General features: G+C 63.2%; 13 protein-coding genes. 6 read left to right on the forward strand and 7 right to left on the reverse strand.

Annotated features, from left to right (window positions below; all coding sequences use genetic code 11):
• Positions 1-410 precede the first annotated feature (410 nt).
• The 4 genes from OZ10_RS01855 to OZ10_RS01870 all read left to right on the forward strand — a co-directional run bounded on the left by OZ10_RS01855 (position 411) and on the right by OZ10_RS01870 (position 7,021).
• A complete protein-coding gene (locus OZ10_RS01855; RefSeq protein WP_039563768.1) occupies positions 411-3,341 on the forward strand; it encodes a TonB-dependent receptor in 2,931 nt (976 codons plus the stop codon).
• A 241-nt stretch (positions 3,342-3,582) separates the two neighbouring features.
• Entirely contained in the window at positions 3,583-5,070 is a 1,488-nt protein-coding gene (locus OZ10_RS01860) for an MFS transporter (RefSeq protein WP_039563770.1), read from the forward strand.
• Between the two features lie 36 nt (positions 5,071-5,106).
• On the forward strand, positions 5,107-6,141 hold the full coding sequence (locus OZ10_RS01865) for a glycoside hydrolase family 43 protein (protein ID WP_039563771.1): 1,035 nt from the start codon (positions 5,107-5,109) through the stop codon (positions 6,139-6,141).
• A gap of 346 nt (positions 6,142-6,487) precedes the next feature.
• Entirely contained in the window at positions 6,488-7,021 is a 534-nt protein-coding gene (locus tag OZ10_RS01870; RefSeq protein ID WP_039563772.1) for a lipocalin family protein, read from the forward strand.
• A 147-nt stretch (positions 7,022-7,168) separates the two neighbouring features.
• Here OZ10_RS01870 and OZ10_RS01875 read toward each other — a convergent pair whose 3' ends face one another.
• Positions 7,169-7,522, reverse strand: a complete 354-nt coding sequence (locus tag OZ10_RS01875; RefSeq protein WP_039408935.1) for a ribonuclease E inhibitor RraB — start codon at positions 7,520-7,522, stop codon at positions 7,169-7,171.
• 929 nt (positions 7,523-8,451) lie between these two features.
• On the opposite strand from OZ10_RS01875, the gene OZ10_RS20885 reads away from it, so the two are divergent.
• Positions 8,452-8,784: a hypothetical protein gene (locus OZ10_RS20885; protein ID WP_081419242.1), complete on the forward strand. Its 333-nt coding sequence runs from the start codon at positions 8,452-8,454 to the stop codon at positions 8,782-8,784.
• A gap of 152 nt (positions 8,785-8,936) precedes the next feature.
• Here OZ10_RS20885 and OZ10_RS21980 read toward each other — a convergent pair whose 3' ends face one another.
• The 3 genes from OZ10_RS21980 to OZ10_RS01880 form a co-directional block, all read right to left on the reverse strand.
• Positions 8,937-9,635: a hypothetical protein gene (locus tag OZ10_RS21980; protein WP_236726936.1), complete on the reverse strand. Its 699-nt coding sequence runs from the start codon at positions 9,633-9,635 to the stop codon at positions 8,937-8,939.
• A 29-nt stretch (positions 9,636-9,664) separates the two neighbouring features.
• Entirely contained in the window at positions 9,665-10,465 is an 801-nt protein-coding gene (locus OZ10_RS20890; RefSeq protein ID WP_081419231.1) for a type II toxin-antitoxin system death-on-curing family toxin, read from the reverse strand.
• A 97-nt stretch (positions 10,466-10,562) separates the two neighbouring features.
• A complete protein-coding gene (locus OZ10_RS01880) occupies positions 10,563-11,135 on the reverse strand; it encodes a hypothetical protein (protein WP_039563773.1) in 573 nt (190 codons plus the stop codon).
• A gap of 155 nt (positions 11,136-11,290) precedes the next feature.
• On the opposite strand from OZ10_RS01880, the gene OZ10_RS01885 reads away from it, so the two are divergent.
• Entirely contained in the window at positions 11,291-11,494 is a 204-nt protein-coding gene (locus OZ10_RS01885; RefSeq protein WP_039408929.1) for a YdcH family protein, read from the forward strand.
• A 795-nt stretch (positions 11,495-12,289) separates the two neighbouring features.
• On the opposite strand, the gene OZ10_RS01890 is transcribed toward OZ10_RS01885, so the two are convergent.
• From OZ10_RS01890 to OZ10_RS01900, 3 genes are all read right to left on the reverse strand, one after another.
• Positions 12,290-13,270, reverse strand: coding sequence for a zinc-binding dehydrogenase (locus tag OZ10_RS01890; RefSeq protein ID WP_039563774.1), 981 nt, complete (start codon positions 13,268-13,270; stop codon positions 12,290-12,292).
• A gap of 307 nt (positions 13,271-13,577) precedes the next feature.
• Positions 13,578-16,247: a glycerol-3-phosphate 1-O-acyltransferase PlsB gene (gene plsB, locus OZ10_RS01895; RefSeq protein WP_039563775.1), complete on the reverse strand. Its 2,670-nt coding sequence runs from the start codon at positions 16,245-16,247 to the stop codon at positions 13,578-13,580.
• Positions 16,247-17,227: a hypothetical protein gene (locus tag OZ10_RS01900; RefSeq protein ID WP_039414831.1), complete on the reverse strand. Its 981-nt coding sequence runs from the start codon at positions 17,225-17,227 to the stop codon at positions 16,247-16,249. Before OZ10_RS01900 ends, plsB begins: the two co-directional genes overlap by 1 nt.
• Positions 17,228-17,491: the final 264 nt, after the last annotated feature.

Raw genomic sequence — 17,491 nt, forward strand, 5'->3', positions numbered from 1 at the left:
GGGCGTTGTGCATGCGTAAGCCAGCCAGCTGCCAGCCGGGCGTATCGCTGCCGCGTTCTTCGGTTCGATTCATCGGCCACTGCACCTGCACGAAGGTGGCCTTGCGCCACGGGTGATAGCGCTACCATTACCACGGCATTGCGATAAATCCATCGCGCAGTGCAGCACTGCGCCACCGTATGCATGCGTCTGGGCGCTGGCTTTCGTGCTCGCGCGAGCTGCTTGCGGCCAGGCCCCCGCAACTATGCTGCCCTGCAGCGTGATGTTCTGAATTTGGTAGCGCTAACATCCAGCGTCACTGATCGCCCGTCTCCCCACCGCACCATCGCCGCGCCGATTCCAGGCAGCGGCACTCCCTGCGCCGGGGCGATGCGTGGGACATCTGCTCACCTGTTAGGGAAGGGATTACGGTGAAGAACAGCTACGCACATACCGCGTTGTCCTGCGCGTTGGGGTCCATCCTGCTGGGCATGACCAGCGCTGCCGCATGGGCACAATCCACTGATGCCACCGCCGCGTCACCGCCGCCGGACCCGGCAGGCAGCAACGACGCGGTGACCCAGCTCGACACCGTCACCGTCTCCGGCTACCGACGCAGCATCCAGTTTTCCACCGACGCCAAGCGCGACTCGGTCGGCTTCGCCGATACCGTATTTGCCGAAGACATCGGCAAGTTTCCGGACATGAACATCGCCGAGTCGCTCAACCGTATTCCTGGTGTGCAGCTGGCGCGTGACGTCAACGGCGAAGGCCTCAACATCGCCATCCGCGGCCTGGGCACCAGCTTCACCAAGACCACGCTCAACGGCTCCAGCATCGCCACGGCCTCGATCGGCCTGAACGCGCAGAACCAGAATCGCGAAGTCGATCTGAACCTGTTCCCCACCGAATTCTTCACCCAGCTCACGGTGAGCAAGACGCCCACCGCGAGCATGCTCGAAGGCGGCGTCTCCGGTGTGGTGGACATGCGCAGCGCGCGCCCGTTCGATCGCCCCGGTGTGCACTTCACCTACCAGGCGCAGGCCGACTGGAACAGCACCAGCGAAAAGACCACCCCGCGTGGCGCCTTCATGGGCAGCTGGACCAACGAGGCGGGCACGCTCGGCGCATTGTTCGGGGTGGCCTCGGTGCGCAGCAAGCTCGGCGTGCGCGGCTTCGAGAGCGTGGGCTGGACCAACCCCGGCCTGACCTACACCCAGTGCGGCCTCACCCCGCCGGCGGGCACGCCGGCCACCAATCAACCGGCCGCCTGCAACGTCAATGGCGGCGGCAACTGGCGCATTCCAGACCGCGTGCCGGCCACCGCCGGCAGCGGCCTCACCACCGGCGAAACCATCGATGCGGCGTGGTTGCTGGCACGCAACCCGGGCCTGAGCATCGACCAGATCAGCGATGCCTTGATTCCGCGGTTAGGCCGCCAGGTCTACATGGATGGCGATCGCGACCGCGATGCCTCGGTAATGTCGCTGGAATGGCGCCCCTCCGACAGCCTGCATTTCTATCTGGACACGCTGTATTCCGAAGCCAAGCGCACCACCGAGCGCATCAGCATGAATCTGATCGGCCGCAACGGCAACATGATCCCGCTGGGCATGCAGCTGGACCAGAACAACGTGGTCACCAGCGCCACCTTTGCCAATGCGCAGTACTTTCTGGAAGCGCGCCCGTATCGCGAGAACGTCAAGTTCTGGAGCGTCAATCCCGGCGCAGAGCTGCTGTTCGGTGCCGAGCAGGACATCAAGCTCAATGTGCAGGCCAATGCCACGCGCAGCTGGCTGGACCGCGAATCGCCCAGCATCCTGGTGACTTCGCCGTTCACCACCGTGGACTATCGCAACCAGGGCGGCGACCGCCCCTCGATCAGCAGCCCGCTGGATCTCAACGACCCCAACCTGGGCTGGGGCTGGAGCGGTGGCCGGGTCAATATCCAGAACGAAAAACGCGTGACCGAAACGCGTGGCGCACGCGCCGATCTGCAGTTCGGCGAAGACAAGCGCAACATCAAGATCGGCGCCGCCTACGACCAGGCCGAGCGCACCATTCGCGGCTTCGACAACAGCGTGGCCTGGGAGCAGGTGGTGTGCCGCGGCGGTGGCGGCAACGTCTGCAATGGCGGGCCTGGCTCGGCGGTGCCGAGTTCGGTGCTGGCCACGTACCTGACGCCCGGCCCGGACGGGTTCATCACCGCCGACTTCGACCGCTTCCTGCGCGACACCAACTACTACCCGCTGCGCGATTCCGCACCGGAAACCAACTCTGCCAACACCGGCGCCTCTGCCGGCGGCATCCGCGAGAAGAACCTGGGGTTCTACATCGAGACCAACGCCGAAACCGAGGTGTGGAACCGCACCCTGCGCATCAACGCCGGCGTGCGTTATGTCACCACCGACCAGACCATCACCGGCCCGGTCACCATCAACGGCATCCGCCGTATCCAGGTGCTGGATTCGGATTACAAGGAAACCCTGCCTTCGTTCAACGCGGCCTGGGATGTGGCCGACAACGTGGTGCTGCGCCTGTCCAGCTCGCGCACGCTCACCCGCCCGGACCCAAGCGCGATGTTGCCCAACACCAACTTCAGCGACCCCTCCGCGCAGACCGCAACGCAAGGCAATCCGAACCTGGCACCGTATCTGTCCACCAATGTGGATTTCGGCGGCGAGTGGTACACCGGTGGCGAAGGCTATGTGGGCCTCACGCTGTTCAACAAGCGCATCAGCGGCTTCACCGTCAACGGCGTGCGGCGCATTCCGTTCAACGACCTGGGCGTGCCGTACGAGAGCCTGCTGCCGATCCAGCAGGCCGGCCTGGACCAGCGCGGTGGCCCGAACGCTGCCACGGTCGATGTGCAGACCCAGGTCAACGCAGACGGCGTGCTCAACATCCGTGGCACCGAGGCGATCTGGGTGCAGCCGCTGGACAAGCTGGTCGACGGCATGGGCTTCAGCGTGAACTACACCCATGTCACCCAATCCTCTGAGGGCGAAGGCATCCCGGCAGTGGCGGTCGGTGTTGCGCCGAACCTGTGGAACGGCACCGTGTACTGGGAAAAGAACGCCGCCTCGGTGCGCCTGTCCTACACCTGGAACGACGACATGGTGATCTCCGGCGCCAATCAGAACGGCATCCCGTACGCGCGCCTCAACGCCGATGCACGCGGCCAGCTGGATCTGTCGGCCAGCTATGCGCTGGACTGGCTGCCCTCCAAGCCGCAGATCACCCTCAACGTCACCAACATCACCGACGAGCCGCTGCGCACCACCTACGCCTGGCCCAACGCCACCTACGATCTGTACGAGCCCGGGCGTACGGTGATGCTCGGCATCCGCGGTACGTTCTGAGCGTGCGCATCGCCATGACGACGCGGGTGCCGGGCCGGTGCGGCCGCTCCACCGCACGCGCGTGGTCTTGCCGCAGGCTCCGCGCAGCGCGCGCCGTCGCCTCCTCCCTGGCGACGGCGCGCACGGTTTTGCTGGACACTTCAGCCGCCATGCCTGTTGCCGCGATCCGGCTGGATTGCGGCAGCAGGCATGGCGCGCGCCGCGGCGTTTTCCGCAGCACTCTTCGAGCCCGCCCCACCTCATGAACGATCGGTCACAGCAGCTCTCCTTGCGCGAAAAGATCGGCTACAGCCTGGGCGACCTGGCAGCCAACCTGATCTTCCAGACGCTGGTCACCTTCCTGGCGTTCTTCTATACCGATGTGTTCCGCATCCCGGCGAGTGTGGCCGCCACCCTGATCTTCGTGGTGGGCATGCTCGGCGCGTTCGTGTTCACGCCCATCATCGGCATCCTGGCCGACCGCACCCGCACGCGCTGGGGCAAGTTCCGCCCGTGGATCCTGTGGACGGCATTGCCGTTCGGTGCCTTGTCGCTGGCCGCGTTCAACACACCCGCACTCGGCGAGCAGGGCAAGATCGCCTACGCCTTCGCCACCTACACGCTGCTGATGCTGGTGTACGTGGCCAACAACCTGCCGTACTCGGCATTGAGCGGCGTGCTCACCGGCAGCATGGAGCAGCGCAATAGTTTGTCGGCGTACCGCTTCCTGGCGGTGACGTTTGCACAGTTCATCATCCAGGTGTTGTTGCTGCCGCTGGTCTTGATCCTGGGCAATGGCGACAAGGCGCAGGGCTTTCGCAACACCATGGCGCTGTTCGCCGCCGTCGGCACGCTGTGCTTTCTGATCACCTTCTTCACCACCCGCGAGCGCGTGCTGCCGATCAGCGAACAACGCAGCAGCGTGCGCCAGGACCTCACCGATCTGGTCCGCAACAGACCCTGGCTGGTAATGCTGTCGCTGACCATCCTGGTCTTCATCAATCTCGCCATGAAGGGCGGGATGTACATCTACTACTTCAAGTACACCCTCGACGCGAACGCATTGACGCTGTTCCTCGACAACGCCGGCTTCAACCGCTTCATCGCTGCAATCAACAGCATGCTTACCGGCGCCGGCCTGAGCGCGCTGCAATGGCCGCAGGACGCACCCACCTCGGCCTTCAGCGTGTTCAGCGCCGGTGGCATCCTGGCGATGATCGTGGGCATCGGCTTTTCCAAGCGGCTGGCCGATCGCTACGGCAAGCGCAACGTGTTCGGCGGCGCGCTGCTGATCTCCACGCTGTTCCTGCTGGCGTTCTACGTGTATCCACCGACTGCGATCGCCTGGGTGTTCGCCTCCTACGTGCTGCACGGCTTCTTCTACGGCATCACCATCCCGCTGCTGTGGGCGATGATCGCCGACGTGGCCGACTACTCGGAATGGAAGAACCACCGCCGCGCCACCGCGATCATCTTCTCAGCGATGCTGTGCGGCCTGAAGATCGGCCTGAGCGTCGGCGGCGCGCTGGTCGCCGGCATCCTGGCGTTCTATGGCTACGATGCCGCCCTGCCGCTGCAAAGCGATGCGGTGACAAACGGCATTCGCCTGGCCATCAGCGTGTATGCGTCCATCCCGTTCCTGCTCGGCACCGCGTTGCTGGCGCTGTACGAGATCGACAAGCCGCTGGAAACCCGCATCGAACACGAGCTGGGCCTGCGCCGACGCAGCGCCGCGCTCGCCACCAGTTGACACCCTCTCCCTCCCACCTCATGCACAGGTACGCGCATGTCCGATGAACTGCACACCGCTGCACTGCAGGCGCTGGCGCGCACCGCCATTTCCGCACCGCTGGTCACCCACATCTATACCGCCGACCCTTCCGCACACGTGTTCGACGGCGCCTTGTACATCTATCCCTCGCACGACATCGATGCTGGCGTTGCCTTCAGCGACGATGGCTCGCACTTCGACATGGCCGACTACCACGTCTTCCGCATGGCCCATCCCGGTGCACCGGTGGAAGACCTCGGGCAAGTGCTGCACGTGCGCGACGTGCCGTGGGCACAGCGCCAGATGTGGGCACCGGATGCCGCGCAGCGCGACGGCAAGACCTATCTGTATTTTCCCGCCAAGCGGGCCGACGGCATCTTCCAGATCGGCGTGGCGGTCGGCGATGGCCCGCAAGGCCCGTTCGTCGCCGCAGCCGAACCCATCGCCGGCACCTACTCGATCGACCCGGCGGTATTTGCCGACCACGACGGCGCGCATTACCTGTACTTCGGCGGCATCTGGGGCGGCCAGCTGCAGCAGTACCGCGACAACGTCTATGCGCCGGACCATCAGGAACCGGGCGACGACGCGCCCGCACTCGGCCCGCGCGTCGCCCGCCTGCGCGAGGACATGACGCAACTGGCCGAACCCACCCGCGAGATCGTCATCCTCGACGAACACGGCACACCATTACGTGCCGGCGACCATGCCCGCCGCTTCTTCGAAGGCCCCTGGGTCCACCACCATGCCGGCCGCTATTACCTGTCCTACTCCACCGGCGACACCCACCGCATCTGCTACGCCACCAGCGATACCCCGTACGGGCCATTCGCCTACCAGGGCGTGCTGCTCGCACCGGTGGTCGGCTGGACCACGCATCACTCCATCTGCCTGTTCGATGGACAGTGGTATCTGTTCTATCACGATGCTGTCTTGTCGGGCGGGCAGACGCATCTGCGCAGCATCAAGATGGCGCCACTGGAGCACGACGCGGATGGAAGGATCGCGACGATTCATCCATATGGGGAAGACGCGGTATCGCCCTGGTGAATGCCGTCGGGCTACCGCCTGCCGGGACTATCGGCGCGTCATGGCTCGACCGCCGGCGCTGAACGACACGTCCTGCCACCGCTGTGCTTTCAAAGCGCGTCTTTATCCTCGTTGTGGCTGATCGTCGACCCGGCGCTCACCACTCCGTGATCGCGCGTTTCCTGGCATGCGCAAGGCGTCTGCCTGGCGCTTCAACGCCGCCATGACATGTCGAGCGTTACGGTCATCCCGCTGGCACACCACGCCAGCGTGCACCCAGTCCGGAACTGCATCGCATGGGCTTGCATCCGGACGCACTGCAACGCCGTAGAGGCCTATCTACGGGTTCTTTCAGGTGGAGGTTGCCATGCGAGGTGGTTCGATGCTGTTGTTGCTGACGCTAGCGGTCTACGGGAGTGCCAGTGGGAGCGAGTCGCGTGCCGCCCTGCCCCACGCAGACAGCGTCGACGTGCCGCGCTTCATGGGCGACTGGTACGTCATCGCGCATATTCCCACCCGGCCGGAGCGCAAGGCCTACGATGCCGTGGAGCGCTATGCGCAGCGGCCGGACGGCCGCATCCAGACCACCTTCACCTACCGCAAGGGCAGCTTCCAGGCACCGCTCAAGTCCATGCATCCGATCGGCCAGGTGGCAAAGGACGGCAATGGTGCGCTATGGAGCATGCAGTTCTTCTGGCCGTTCAAGGCCGAATACGTGATCGCCTGGCGGGATGCGGCGTATGCGCAGACCATCGTGGCGCGCAGCAAGCGCGATTACGTCTGGTACATGGCGCGTACCCCGCAGGTGTCCGATGCCGACTATCAGCAGGCTGTCCAACGCATCGCCGCCATGGGCTATGACGTGTCGCAGCTGCGCCGCGTACCGCAGTCGCAGCGGTAACGCGGTAACGCGGTAACGCGGTTGCGCGGTTGCGCGGTTACGCGGTTACGCGGTTACGCGGTTACGCGGTTACGCGGTTACGCGGTGATGATGCAACGGGCTTAGCGGTGCAGTGACTGCATCGCCGGCTCTCGCACACGGGCTGCGTCAGGCGTCCTTGTCATCCACGGAAAACTCCCAGCCGTCATTCAGGCCACCCAGGGGCTTGGCCTCCACGGCCAGCTCTTCCTCGAACGCCGAAATCGCCTTGTACGACGGCACCATGGTCGGATACACCGTCACGTCCATCGGAAACGCGGTGTTTTCCGGATAGTGGCAGCAACGCACCTTTTGCTCGAAGCGCAGCAGCATCACCGAGAACTCCAACGCCGACTCCTTTGTGGGGAAGACCACGGAGAACGCAATCTCGCGCGGCTTCGACAGGTCCACGCCTTGCTGGGCAATGTGCCAGAGCGTGTTGCCGTTATCGTCGTTGGGATACAGGTCCGGATGTCGTTGCATATGAGCTTCGGTTTTTGGCGGCCGGTTGGCAGGGAGAGAATTCTAGCGCCTGGCTCTTACCAGGTATTCATATGTGACGTAGCAATGGCGCGCCGCCAGCGGCACTGGAGAGCAGGTACTCAGGCAGAGCAGGAGGCTCGATGAGCAGCGCGGTTATCCCAGGTAGGGCGGAGGCAGCAAGACCCGTCGTCTGGCAGCCGGCTTCAGCACCCGAATCCAATCAGACACGCGACTGGAGTCGCGTGGTGACCCTGCAACCGCATGCAGGGTGGGCGCCCTCCAGAGCAACCGACTGAGCATCAATACTGCTCACAGGTCGCTTCAGACAATGGTGAAAACTCCATTGTGGTTGGGGCATGTCCTCCGGTCGCCACTGCTTGTGAGGTCTCTGACCTCGCTCCACATCGAGGGCATGGCATCATCTTGCCTTGTTAGGCAAGCTGCACACCGTCGAGATTTCGGTGAAACGCTCGAGGTGGCCATCTCGCACGATTGCTCGCGATGAACACGAGCGTGCCGATCCGATGAGCAGGCACGTGGCCATCATTGAGGCCAACATTCGTTGCTTGACAAGCCTGTTTGCCATAAGGAATATCGAACTACCGCAGTCACTCCTGTGGTCGGGTTTAGCAGCTCGCAAATTCAAAGGCGCACCAGCGCCCATCGGTAGATGACCGGCGTTTTTTTATGCCTGTCGCATCGGTTGGGTCATGTCTGTCAGTTTATGGCGGGCGGTGCGCGGAGGCCTTAGGGCCTGCCGGTTGCCTTTGAGCCGGTCTGCTAACCGCGTACCGTCCGTCACCTGCGTTTAGCAGCGTAGCGACGGACTCCAACTACCAAAGGAGCCCGCTATGTCTCGTTCCAAATCCAGCAGCGCAAAGGAAAATGCATCTCCGCAGTTGGACAGTGAAGATGTCCTTCGCGATGACATGCAGATCAATGCCGACAGTGTTCGAGAAAATGTCTTCTTTCGCAGGCTTTCAGAAGCGCAAAGCGCGGAAGGTAGCAACGGCATACATTGGTCGGACCTGCCCATAAGTTTTGGCACTGCGCTGCAATGCGCGCACCTTGATCACTGCATCTACGGCCTACATGGTTTGCTGGAAGTGCTTCATGCAAGTCAGGGAGCATGTGAAGGCGGGCAATCTGGATTGGGAGACGACCTGACAGACCGCTTGTTTTACGCATCAAGAGCGCTGGCCGCATCAGCAGAAGATAAATTAACTGAAATGCAGCAGCGAATTGCCTCTGCAAGCCAATAGCGCGAAAACTTATATGGATTTCTATTCCAGATCAAACTACCAGGACGCTTCGGCGACAAAGAAACTAACAGCCGAAAACTGGGCATTAGTTATAGGACCACACTATTTAGGAGACATCGATTTGGATGGGATTCTTCGTCCGAATGCTCTGTCTACTCCTGCCTCACAAATGGAGATGATGGAGGCAATGGAATTTGTGGTATAGGCTGGACCGGCGCTGGAGGCATTGGAATCATTGGGTAGGCCACAGGTGGTAGAAGAGCTTTCCCAGTGGTTACAAAATTAGCAAGCTCTGCCATACGACGATGATGGGCTAAAATTATTGTTGAGCTGACGAGCGGATCTCTAGATGCCTCAATCACCTTTTGAAAACTATCAAAGCCCATAGACTTTGCAACCTCGTTAGAAAGCGCGTTAAGTTTCTCGGCGTGCTCCAATGCAAGCGCCATGCGACTTACTTTGTATTTTTCGGCATCCTCCTTAATAGCTCGAATAGCGGCCAACAACGCCCGCACCCTATTCGCAATCAACGTTGGTACAGATACCACAGCTGCGAGCTGCAAAGCAACTTCAATTGCTGTGGGCACGTTTAAAGCTAAATCCATCCACCCTGGAGAGGAGTAACGAAGCTGTGCAACTACTGGCTTAGCCCCTACTGGAGTACGCGAAGACATTAAATTATAAAAATTTACTACCGAGTAACCACCTCGCCACGGGTAGTTTAGGAGTGCATACTGCACACTCGCCCGATCAGGGGGAGCTTCCCCACCAAAAAAGTAGAGCAGCGAATAGACTTGCTTAAATTTATTAGGAAATACATATAGATCTTCCAAATCCCAGCGTCGATTCATTATTACCTTATAAGTAGGCCCGAGTTCACTCATATCTTCGCCAACCTCTTTAGTGTTTGCTTGTATTTCTGAATAAACTGATCTACAGCTATATCATTTCCGTAGAAGTTTGCCGAATCGCACCCGTTATCTCGGTCGAGCTTGCATTTTTCACGGATCGACCTAATTATTTTCTTACCAACTGTCGCGCCATCACGAGGATAGGCAATATGATCGACACGCCGACCCCGCCATTCCAATTTCCCAAATATTGGGAATGACCTTTTCCATTCATACTTAACAACATCAACAAAATTACCCTTTGGATTTTCTAGCTCCACATTGAATCGACGAAGGATTTTTCGAAGTTCACGATAAGTTATGACTCGTTCCGCCTTATCTGTGCGACGGGTCCGCGATTTCAACCAACGACTAATTGATGCAACTTCTACATCAGCCGAATCCGCTGTCGCGATTTTAGGTGCGAAATGGCGTGAAGCTATGCGCAGCATAAGCTTGTAAAGCTCTTCTTGCTTTACCTCACCCTTGACGGTAAAACCATTTTTATCCAGATGACACAAGAGACTTACTAAAGCGCACCTCTTGTTCCCATTATGAAATCCGTGATTTCTGCATACGCCAAAGCAAAGGGTGGCTGCATTATCTAATGAATCTTCATACTTTAGCTGTTCGCCAAAGCCTACATGTTGCCGGTCTATTGCCGATTGTAAAAGTCGCCCATCCTCCCTCATCCCTGGCGGAGATAATGGATCGCTCGTGCTAGAGAAATCCTCGGTGAGAACATCATGTATGTAAACAACCTCTTCAAATGTCAGATGTTTTACCGCCACATGCTCTCCTTGCGTTCATGTTTTTGGCGCAAGCGGGATTAAACAAAATGCCGCGATTCTTACGCCGAACTAGCGATGAGTAGACGAAGCGCATATCTCACGGCAGCCAAACCAGATTCATCAGCTGCGGATCCGCGGTGACCTTGACCAGCTTGCCGCTAGGGCCGAACTGCACCTGGTACTCGGAGAAGCTGTCGCGCCAGTAGCGCCACAGCGAGGCGTCCAGATTCGGGTTCTCGCTGCTGATCGGGTAGCCGACCGCCATCAGCACCTGTTCGCGGGTCATGCCGCCGGTGAGTTTGCCGTCATTGATGGCCTGGCGGATCTTGGGCGGGAAGCTGGCAAGCTTGAGCTTGGGGTCGGCGGTGACGACATAGCGGGCGGCGAAGGCGGTGTTGTCCAGATCGCGGCTGTAATCGTTGCCGATGGACTGCTTTTCGCCGGCGATCTTGAGGTTGACGCGGTTGCGGCCGAAACCGGTGACGCTGACCGGGGTGCCTACGGGAAGCATGCGCTTGCCGTCTTCGGCGTAGTTGCTGTCGCTGATCCAGCTGCCGTCGGTGCGCAGGTTGCAGCACAAAAAGCCGTCGTACTTGGCGACGTCGGCGGCGCTGGCCAGGTTGGCGGCGGTGAGCAGGCTCAGGGCCAGCAGGGAAGAACGCAAACGCATCGTAAAGACTCCTTTCTCGACGGCCATGGCCGCGCGGCAATGATGGAATGAGGTGCGCCGCCGTTTCCCCGAGGGCGCGCGGGCATTGTCGCAGCCTGCGGGCGCTTGGCAAGCGCGGGTGACGCGCGTCGCCGCAGGTTGTGTATGCTCGGGGCGTGGACACCCTCTTACCCGCCGAGATCGTCGAGCAGATCGCCGAGTTGCGACGCGCCCACCGCGCGTTGGACGAGGAGATCCAGCGCATGCCTGCAAATCTGGAAGACGAGCTGCAGATGAAGCGGTTGAAGAAGCGCAAGCTGCAGATCAAGGACTGCATCATCCGGCTGGAAATGGAGCTGGTGCCCGACGAGCCGGCATAAGGCCGCCTTGCGCTTGGGTCTGGTTGCTTGCATGCGTGCGCTTGGCGGAGTGACCGCCTGACCCCGTGTGGGACACTCGACTGAACTGCGGTATGCAGGCGTACGCCGCCGGCAGCGTAACGGCATGGACCCAAAGCGGGGGCTGCATGGCGGCTGTGGCGGGCTGGTTGGCGCCTGGCAGGTTGGTTGGCGATGATGCGCGACGTGCGTCTGCTTGGGCGACGCCGCGTTTCCCCCATCCGCCCTTCGGGCACCTTCCCCCGCAAGCGGGAGAAGGGAGGACCATTGGACTACGTGAGCGGCTGCTCGGCCGGCGCGCAACCGGATCTTGCCGCCGCGCCTTGGTTGGTGCCTGGCGATGCACGGCGCGCGTCTGTTTGGGCGACGCCGCGTTTCCCCATCCGCGCTTCGGGCACCTTCCCCCGCAGGCGGGAGAAGGGAGGATCATTGGACTACGTGAGCGGCTGCTCGGCCGGCGCGCAACCGGATCTTGCCGCCGCGCCTTGGTTGGCGCCTGGCGATGCACGACGTGCGTCTGTGTGGGCGACGCCGCGTTTCCCCCATCCGCCCTTCGGGCACCTTCCCCCGCAGGCGGGAGAAGGGAGGACTATTGGACTACCGTGTGCGGCTGCTCGGCCGGCGCGCAACAGGATCTTGCCGCCGCGCCTTGGTTGGCGCCTGGCGATGCACGACGTGCGTCTGTGTGGGCGACGCCGCGTTCCCCCATCCGCCCTTCGGGCCCCTTCCCCCACAGGCGGGAGAAGGGAGGACCATTGGACTACCGTGTGCGGCTGCTCAGCCGGCGCGCAACAGGATCTTGCCGCCGCGCCCCGGCTCGGCGCTGGCGGCCGCCGCCTTGGCCGCATCAGCCAGGTCGAACACGGCCTCCACCGGCAGTGCCAGCGTACCGTCGACAGCGGCCTTGAGCAGTTCGCCGATCATGCGGCGCTTGTCCTCGGGTTTGGTGGCCTGCATGACCTTGCTGCCCCAGAAGCCGCGGACCGTGGCCTGCTTGAAGATGACATCGCCGCTGGAAATCTGCAGCGGTTCGCCGGTCATCGAGCCGAAGGAAATCAGCTCGCCGCCTTCGGCCAGCAGGCCCATCAGCTCGCCTGCCGCCTGGCCGGCGACCGAGTCGATGGCGCGCACGATGGGCGCGTCGCCGGCCAGCGCGCGAACGGTGTCTTGCCAACCGTCCTGCGCAGTCGATACCGCGTTCCCGATGCCCAGCGCCTTCAGCTCGTCCACGCCGGCATCGCGACGCACCAGATTGATCACGTTGATGCCGCGCGCCGCAGCGAGCATGGCGACCGTCTTGCCGACCGCGCCGTTGGCGGTGTTCTGCACGATCCAGTCGCCTTTTTCGACCTGCAAAAACTCGATCAACATCAACGCGCTCAGCGGCATGGCGATCAGCTGGCTACCACGGTCGTCGTCAAGTGCGTCGGGCAGCGGGACAACGCCGCTTGCATCGGCCAGAAAGAACTCCGCCCAGCTTTCGTGCACGCCGGCCGCGACCACGCGCTGGCCAACCTGCAGGCCGTCGACGCCTTCGCCGAGTGCGTCGACCACGCCGGCCGCTTCGCTGCCGCCGATCGCCGGGAGTTCGGGCTTGTAGCCGTAGTTGCCGCGCACCGTCCACAGGTCGTGATTGTGGATCGGCGAACGCCGCATGGCGATGCGGACCTGGCCCTTGCCGGGCTGCGGTGTGGGGCGTTCTGCGAGTTCAAGCACCTTGGCCGGGTCGCCGAACTGGGTGTGGATGGCTGCGCGCATGAAAGTCTCCTGCCGGGCACGCCCATCAGTGCAACGCGCCCGATCGCTATGAAAGGTAGCCCGATGCTAGCGGCACGGCTGCAAGAGGGGGATGAAGCGGGCAGAACTGTTGTGTGAAGTTGGTGAGACTTGTGCAGCGCGCCGGCGGTGGATCTGGTTGAGGGCGGAACTGGGGCATTTGTATGCTGACCGGCCCTCATCTGCCCTTTGGGCACCTTCTCCCGGAGGGAGAGGGGAGCGTCGTCGGCGTCGGACAGCGCCGCTTTGCTCCGCCGCTGCCCTGCTGCCGCCCCGCTGCAACGCCGCGTTACTCAGCCGGTGGCAGCACCACATCCGGCTTGACCGCTTCAGGGCTCACCCGCTCGATGGTGTGGCGCAGCTCGCGGCCCAGGATGAACTTGGCGTCCTTGGCCCAGGCATCCAGGCGCTCGTCGAACACCAGCTTGCTGTTGTCGTCCGGCCACACCAGACGCAGCTCGCGCAGTTTCTGGATGAAGCTGCGGAACAGGGTCTTGTCGAAGAATTCCGGCGCGGCCGGGGCGTACAACAGGCTCAGGCGTTGCGCGGCCTGTTGGCACAGGCTTTCCAGTTCGCCGGCACCGAGCACGCCGGGGCCGTTCTTCACCAGCACCGAGATGGCGATGTAATAGCGCTCGAAGGCCTGTTGCAGCGAATGACCGATCGCACGCAGACGGAATACTTCATCGGTCTGCCCGGTGTTGCGCGCCAGGATGCCGCCGTCGTCGTCGGTGACATTGAGCAGCAGGCCTTCGCGCACGAACATGTCGATGGTCTGTTCGATGCGTTCGGCAAAGCGGTCTTCGCTCCACGGCAGGAACAGCTCCGCCTGCAGGAACGGATACACCGTGCGCCCCAACCGCAACAGACCGGCGCGGCTCATGCGGCGGTTGTTCTGGAAGCAGCACGCCACCCACGAGGAGGCGGTAAACAGGTGCAACACGTTGTTGCGGAAGTAGCTCAGCAACACCGCAGTGTCGCCGCTGACGCTCAGCACGTCGCCCAGCGGATGCGACACGCGCGTGAGCACGTTGATCTCTTCGGCGTGAGTGATGATGCGCGCCGGGGTGTGCGGGGTGACGGTGACGCGGTCCGAATACGGCATTTCCGCCAGCAGCTTCTTGCACAACTCGATCTGTGCGATCAGGTCGGCCTCGCCCATCGCGTGCTTGGGCGTGGACAGCAGCGCCAGCGCCAGCAGGTTGATCGGGTTGACGTCGGCGGCGCAGTTGATGCGGGTCTGGATCTGGGTGGACAGCGTGTCCACCGCCGGTGCCAGCCAAGTGGGTTTTTCGTCTTCCGGCAGCGGCTGGCCGTCCCAATCGGGCGCGTGCTTGGCCAGCACGTCGTTGAGCGCAATCGGCTCGCCGAAGTTCACCACCACCTGGCCGTAGTTCTGCTTGAGCACCTTGGGAATCGACCACAGCAGGCCCCAGATGGATTCCTTCTCCTTGGGCCGGCCGGTGAGTTCGTCGAGGTAGCTGTTGCCTTCCATCAGCTTCTCGTAGCCGATATACACCGGCTGGAACAGCACCGGCTTACGCGGCTGGCGCAGATAGGCGCGCAGGGTCATGGCGATCATGCCGCCCTTGGGCTGCAGCAACCGCCCGGTGCGCGAACGCCCGCCTTCGACGAAGTATTCGATCGAATAGCCGCCGGCCACCAGCTGCGCGACGTATTCGCTGAGCACTGCCGAATACAGCGCGTTGCCCTTGATCGAGCGGCGGATGAAGAACGCGCCGCCCTTGCGCAGCAGCGTGCCCACCACCGGCAGGTTGAGGTTGATGCCGGCCACGATGTGCGGCGGCACGATGCCGCGTTCGTACAGCAGGTAGCTCAGCAGCAGGTAATCCATGTGGCTGCGGTGGCTGGGCACGTAGACCACTTCATGCCCGGGCGCGGCCTGCTTGAGCTTGTCCAGGTGATGCACCAGCACGCCGGCGTAGATGCGGTTCCACACATGGGTCAGCAGGAAGCTGGCCGAACGCACCACCGGGCTGGAATAGTCGGCGGCGATTTCCCAGGCATAGGCATGCGCCTTGCGCCAGGCATCGACCGGCTTGGAGTTGTCGCGCTTGGCCTGGGTGGCGATGGCCTCGCGCACCGAGTCGGCGGCCAGCACCTGGTCCACCAGCAGGCGGCGGGTGGACAGGTCCGGCCCGATCACCGCCTCGCGGATGCGCCGGAAGTGCGTGCGCAGCACGCGCTGCAACTTGCGCAAGGTGCGCTCGGGCGGCAGCCCTTCGGCCATGGTCTGGCGCAGCGAGATCGGCGGGGCGAAGCGCACGATGGTGGTACGGCCGTTGAGCAGCACCGACAGCAGGCGGCGGAAGCGGCCGACCAGCGCCCAGTTTTCCGAGAACAGCACCGCGAACCAGCCGCTCTGCTTGTCCGGCGCGCGGCCGACGAAGATCGACACCGGCACCAGGTGCACGTCCAGGTCGGCGCGCACGCGGTGGGCCTGCAGCAGCTTGGCCAGCGAGTCGGAATGGGTCTTGCCGCCGCGCTGCTCGGGAATCAGCGAGTTGCTGCTGCTCCGGCGCGACAGGGCCAGATACGCACGCTTGCGCTCCAGCGGGTCGCCCGGCAGCGGCACCAGTGGCGACGGCAGGCCGACTTCACGGCAGGCCTTGTCCAGGATCAGCGCGTTGGACAGGCCGTAGTCTTCCAGCACGTACACCACCGGGCGGCCATCGTCGTAGCGGCCGGGTTGATCCGGCTCGATGGTCAGGCTCAGCCAGGGGTCGGCCAGGCGGCCGAGCAGGCGCGCCCACCACGGGCGCTTGGCGCTACGGGCAGCAGCGGCAACGCCGGGCGCGATCGCCGGCGCGACCTCCGCAGGCAGCGGCGCGGCAACCGGCAACGCCGCCGCCTGGGCAGCGGGGTCTGCGGCAGCGTTGGAGGGAGCGGGCTGGCCGTCAGGAAACGGCAGGGGATTCTGTTCTGGCATCACGGGCATTATCGCCCAGCCGGGCGTTGCCCGGTGTCGGCGGGCGTGGCGGGCGGGACCGCCGGGGTATCGGACGCCGGCGCGGCGCCCGGCAAGGCCGGTGCCGGTGTCGGCGCGGCACTGAGTAGGGCCTGCACCTCGTCCTGGGTCTGCTGCTGGTACCAATGGCCATCGCGCTTGATCAGCGCAACGCTCAGATCGATGTCGTGGGCGGCCAGCGGATAGCGCAGCCGGACCTGGGCGGTGTCGGCGTCCTGCTTGATCAAGCCGGTGCGCAGTGCGTCCAGGCTGCTGTCGATCGACAGGCCGTAACGCTCCAGCACCTTCTTGCAGCTTTCCCAAAACGGCCCGAGCCGGCGCAGGCTTTCTTCCATGCCCAGCTGCTGCAGGTCGGCGTCGGAGGTAATGCCGGTGGCACGCGCGGCGGTCACCAGATCGGCGATGCTGGCCTTGGCACGCGGGCGGTCGGCCAGCGGCGCGGTGGCGGCCCAGGCGCTGAGCGCATCGACCAGCTGCACATAGTGGGCACGCTGCTCGGGCTGGTAGTCGTTGCGACTGCGCAGGTACTGCACCCCGAACTGGCCCAGCGATTGCGCGGCCTGGGCAATGCCCCGCGACTGCCCGGCCAGCTGCGCATCGAAGGCCTGCTGCAGGCGGCGCTCGGCATCCGGGGCCGACAGCGACCCCAGCAAGGCGCCCACCTCGTTGGGCAGCGGCAGCTCGGTCAACGGCCACCGGCTGGCACCGCTGCGCCAGGCCGCTTCCAGTTGCGTGTACTGCGTGGGGGTAACCCGGATGCGCGCATAGGCAACCAGGTCGTTACGCCGCAGCGGCACGGTCATCGACTGCATCGCGGCGGCCGGCTCGGCCTTGGCGCCGGGCAACGGCGCGGCGGTGTCGGTGCGCTGGCAGCCGGCCACGCACAGCGCCGCCAACAGCCCCCACGCGATGAACTGGAACCGGCCGGCGCGGACGGTAGATGGCGACATGCGCACGCTGTTCCCCTGATCGATCGGCGCATCTTGCTGTCTGAATGCACCGGCGGCAAGGCGTGCTTCACACCGTGCGCCACGGTATGGGCCAAAGATGTTACGTTTTCGTCGCTACCCAGGCGTTGTCAGTCGGTGTCTGCCGTTGACGCGCGTTGTCTCGCCGGACAAATTTGTCCACTCACCAGGTCGCAGCCCTTGTCCCAGCGATGTTTGGCCCGATGCTGCATCGCATCATGTAAGCGCTTGCAGATCCTGCTAGCG

This window comes from Xanthomonas cannabis pv. cannabis (genome assembly GCF_000802365.1).
Lineage (GTDB): Bacteria > Pseudomonadota > Gammaproteobacteria > Xanthomonadales > Xanthomonadaceae > Xanthomonas > Xanthomonas cannabis.

Bases quoted from the DNA above. Each gene is read 5' to 3' on its own strand.
- OZ10_RS01860 (WP_039563770.1), top strand. From the start codon at position 3,583: ATGAACGATCGGTCACAGCAGCTCTCCTTGCGCGAAAAGATCGGCTAC.
- OZ10_RS01865 (WP_039563771.1), top strand. From the start codon at position 5,107: ATGTCCGATGAACTGCACACCGCTGCACTGCAGGCGCTGGCGCGCACC.
- OZ10_RS01870 (WP_039563772.1), top strand. From the start codon at position 6,488: ATGCGAGGTGGTTCGATGCTGTTGTTGCTGACGCTAGCGGTCTACGGG.
- OZ10_RS01875 (WP_039408935.1), bottom strand. From the start codon at position 7,522: ATGCAACGACATCCGGACCTGTATCCCAACGACGATAACGGCAACACG.
- OZ10_RS20885 (WP_081419242.1), top strand. From the start codon at position 8,452: ATGCAGATCAATGCCGACAGTGTTCGAGAAAATGTCTTCTTTCGCAGG.
- OZ10_RS21980 (WP_236726936.1), bottom strand. From the start codon at position 9,635: ATGAATCGACGCTGGGATTTGGAAGATCTATATGTATTTCCTAATAAA.
- OZ10_RS01880 (WP_039563773.1), bottom strand. From the start codon at position 11,135: ATGCGTTTGCGTTCTTCCCTGCTGGCCCTGAGCCTGCTCACCGCCGCC.
- OZ10_RS01890 (WP_039563774.1), bottom strand. From the start codon at position 13,270: ATGCGCGCAGCCATCCACACCCAGTTCGGCGACCCGGCCAAGGTGCTT.
- plsB (WP_039563775.1), bottom strand. From the start codon at position 16,247: ATGCCCGTGATGCCAGAACAGAATCCCCTGCCGTTTCCTGACGGCCAG.
- OZ10_RS01900 (WP_039414831.1), bottom strand. From the start codon at position 17,227: ATGTCGCCATCTACCGTCCGCGCCGGCCGGTTCCAGTTCATCGCGTGG.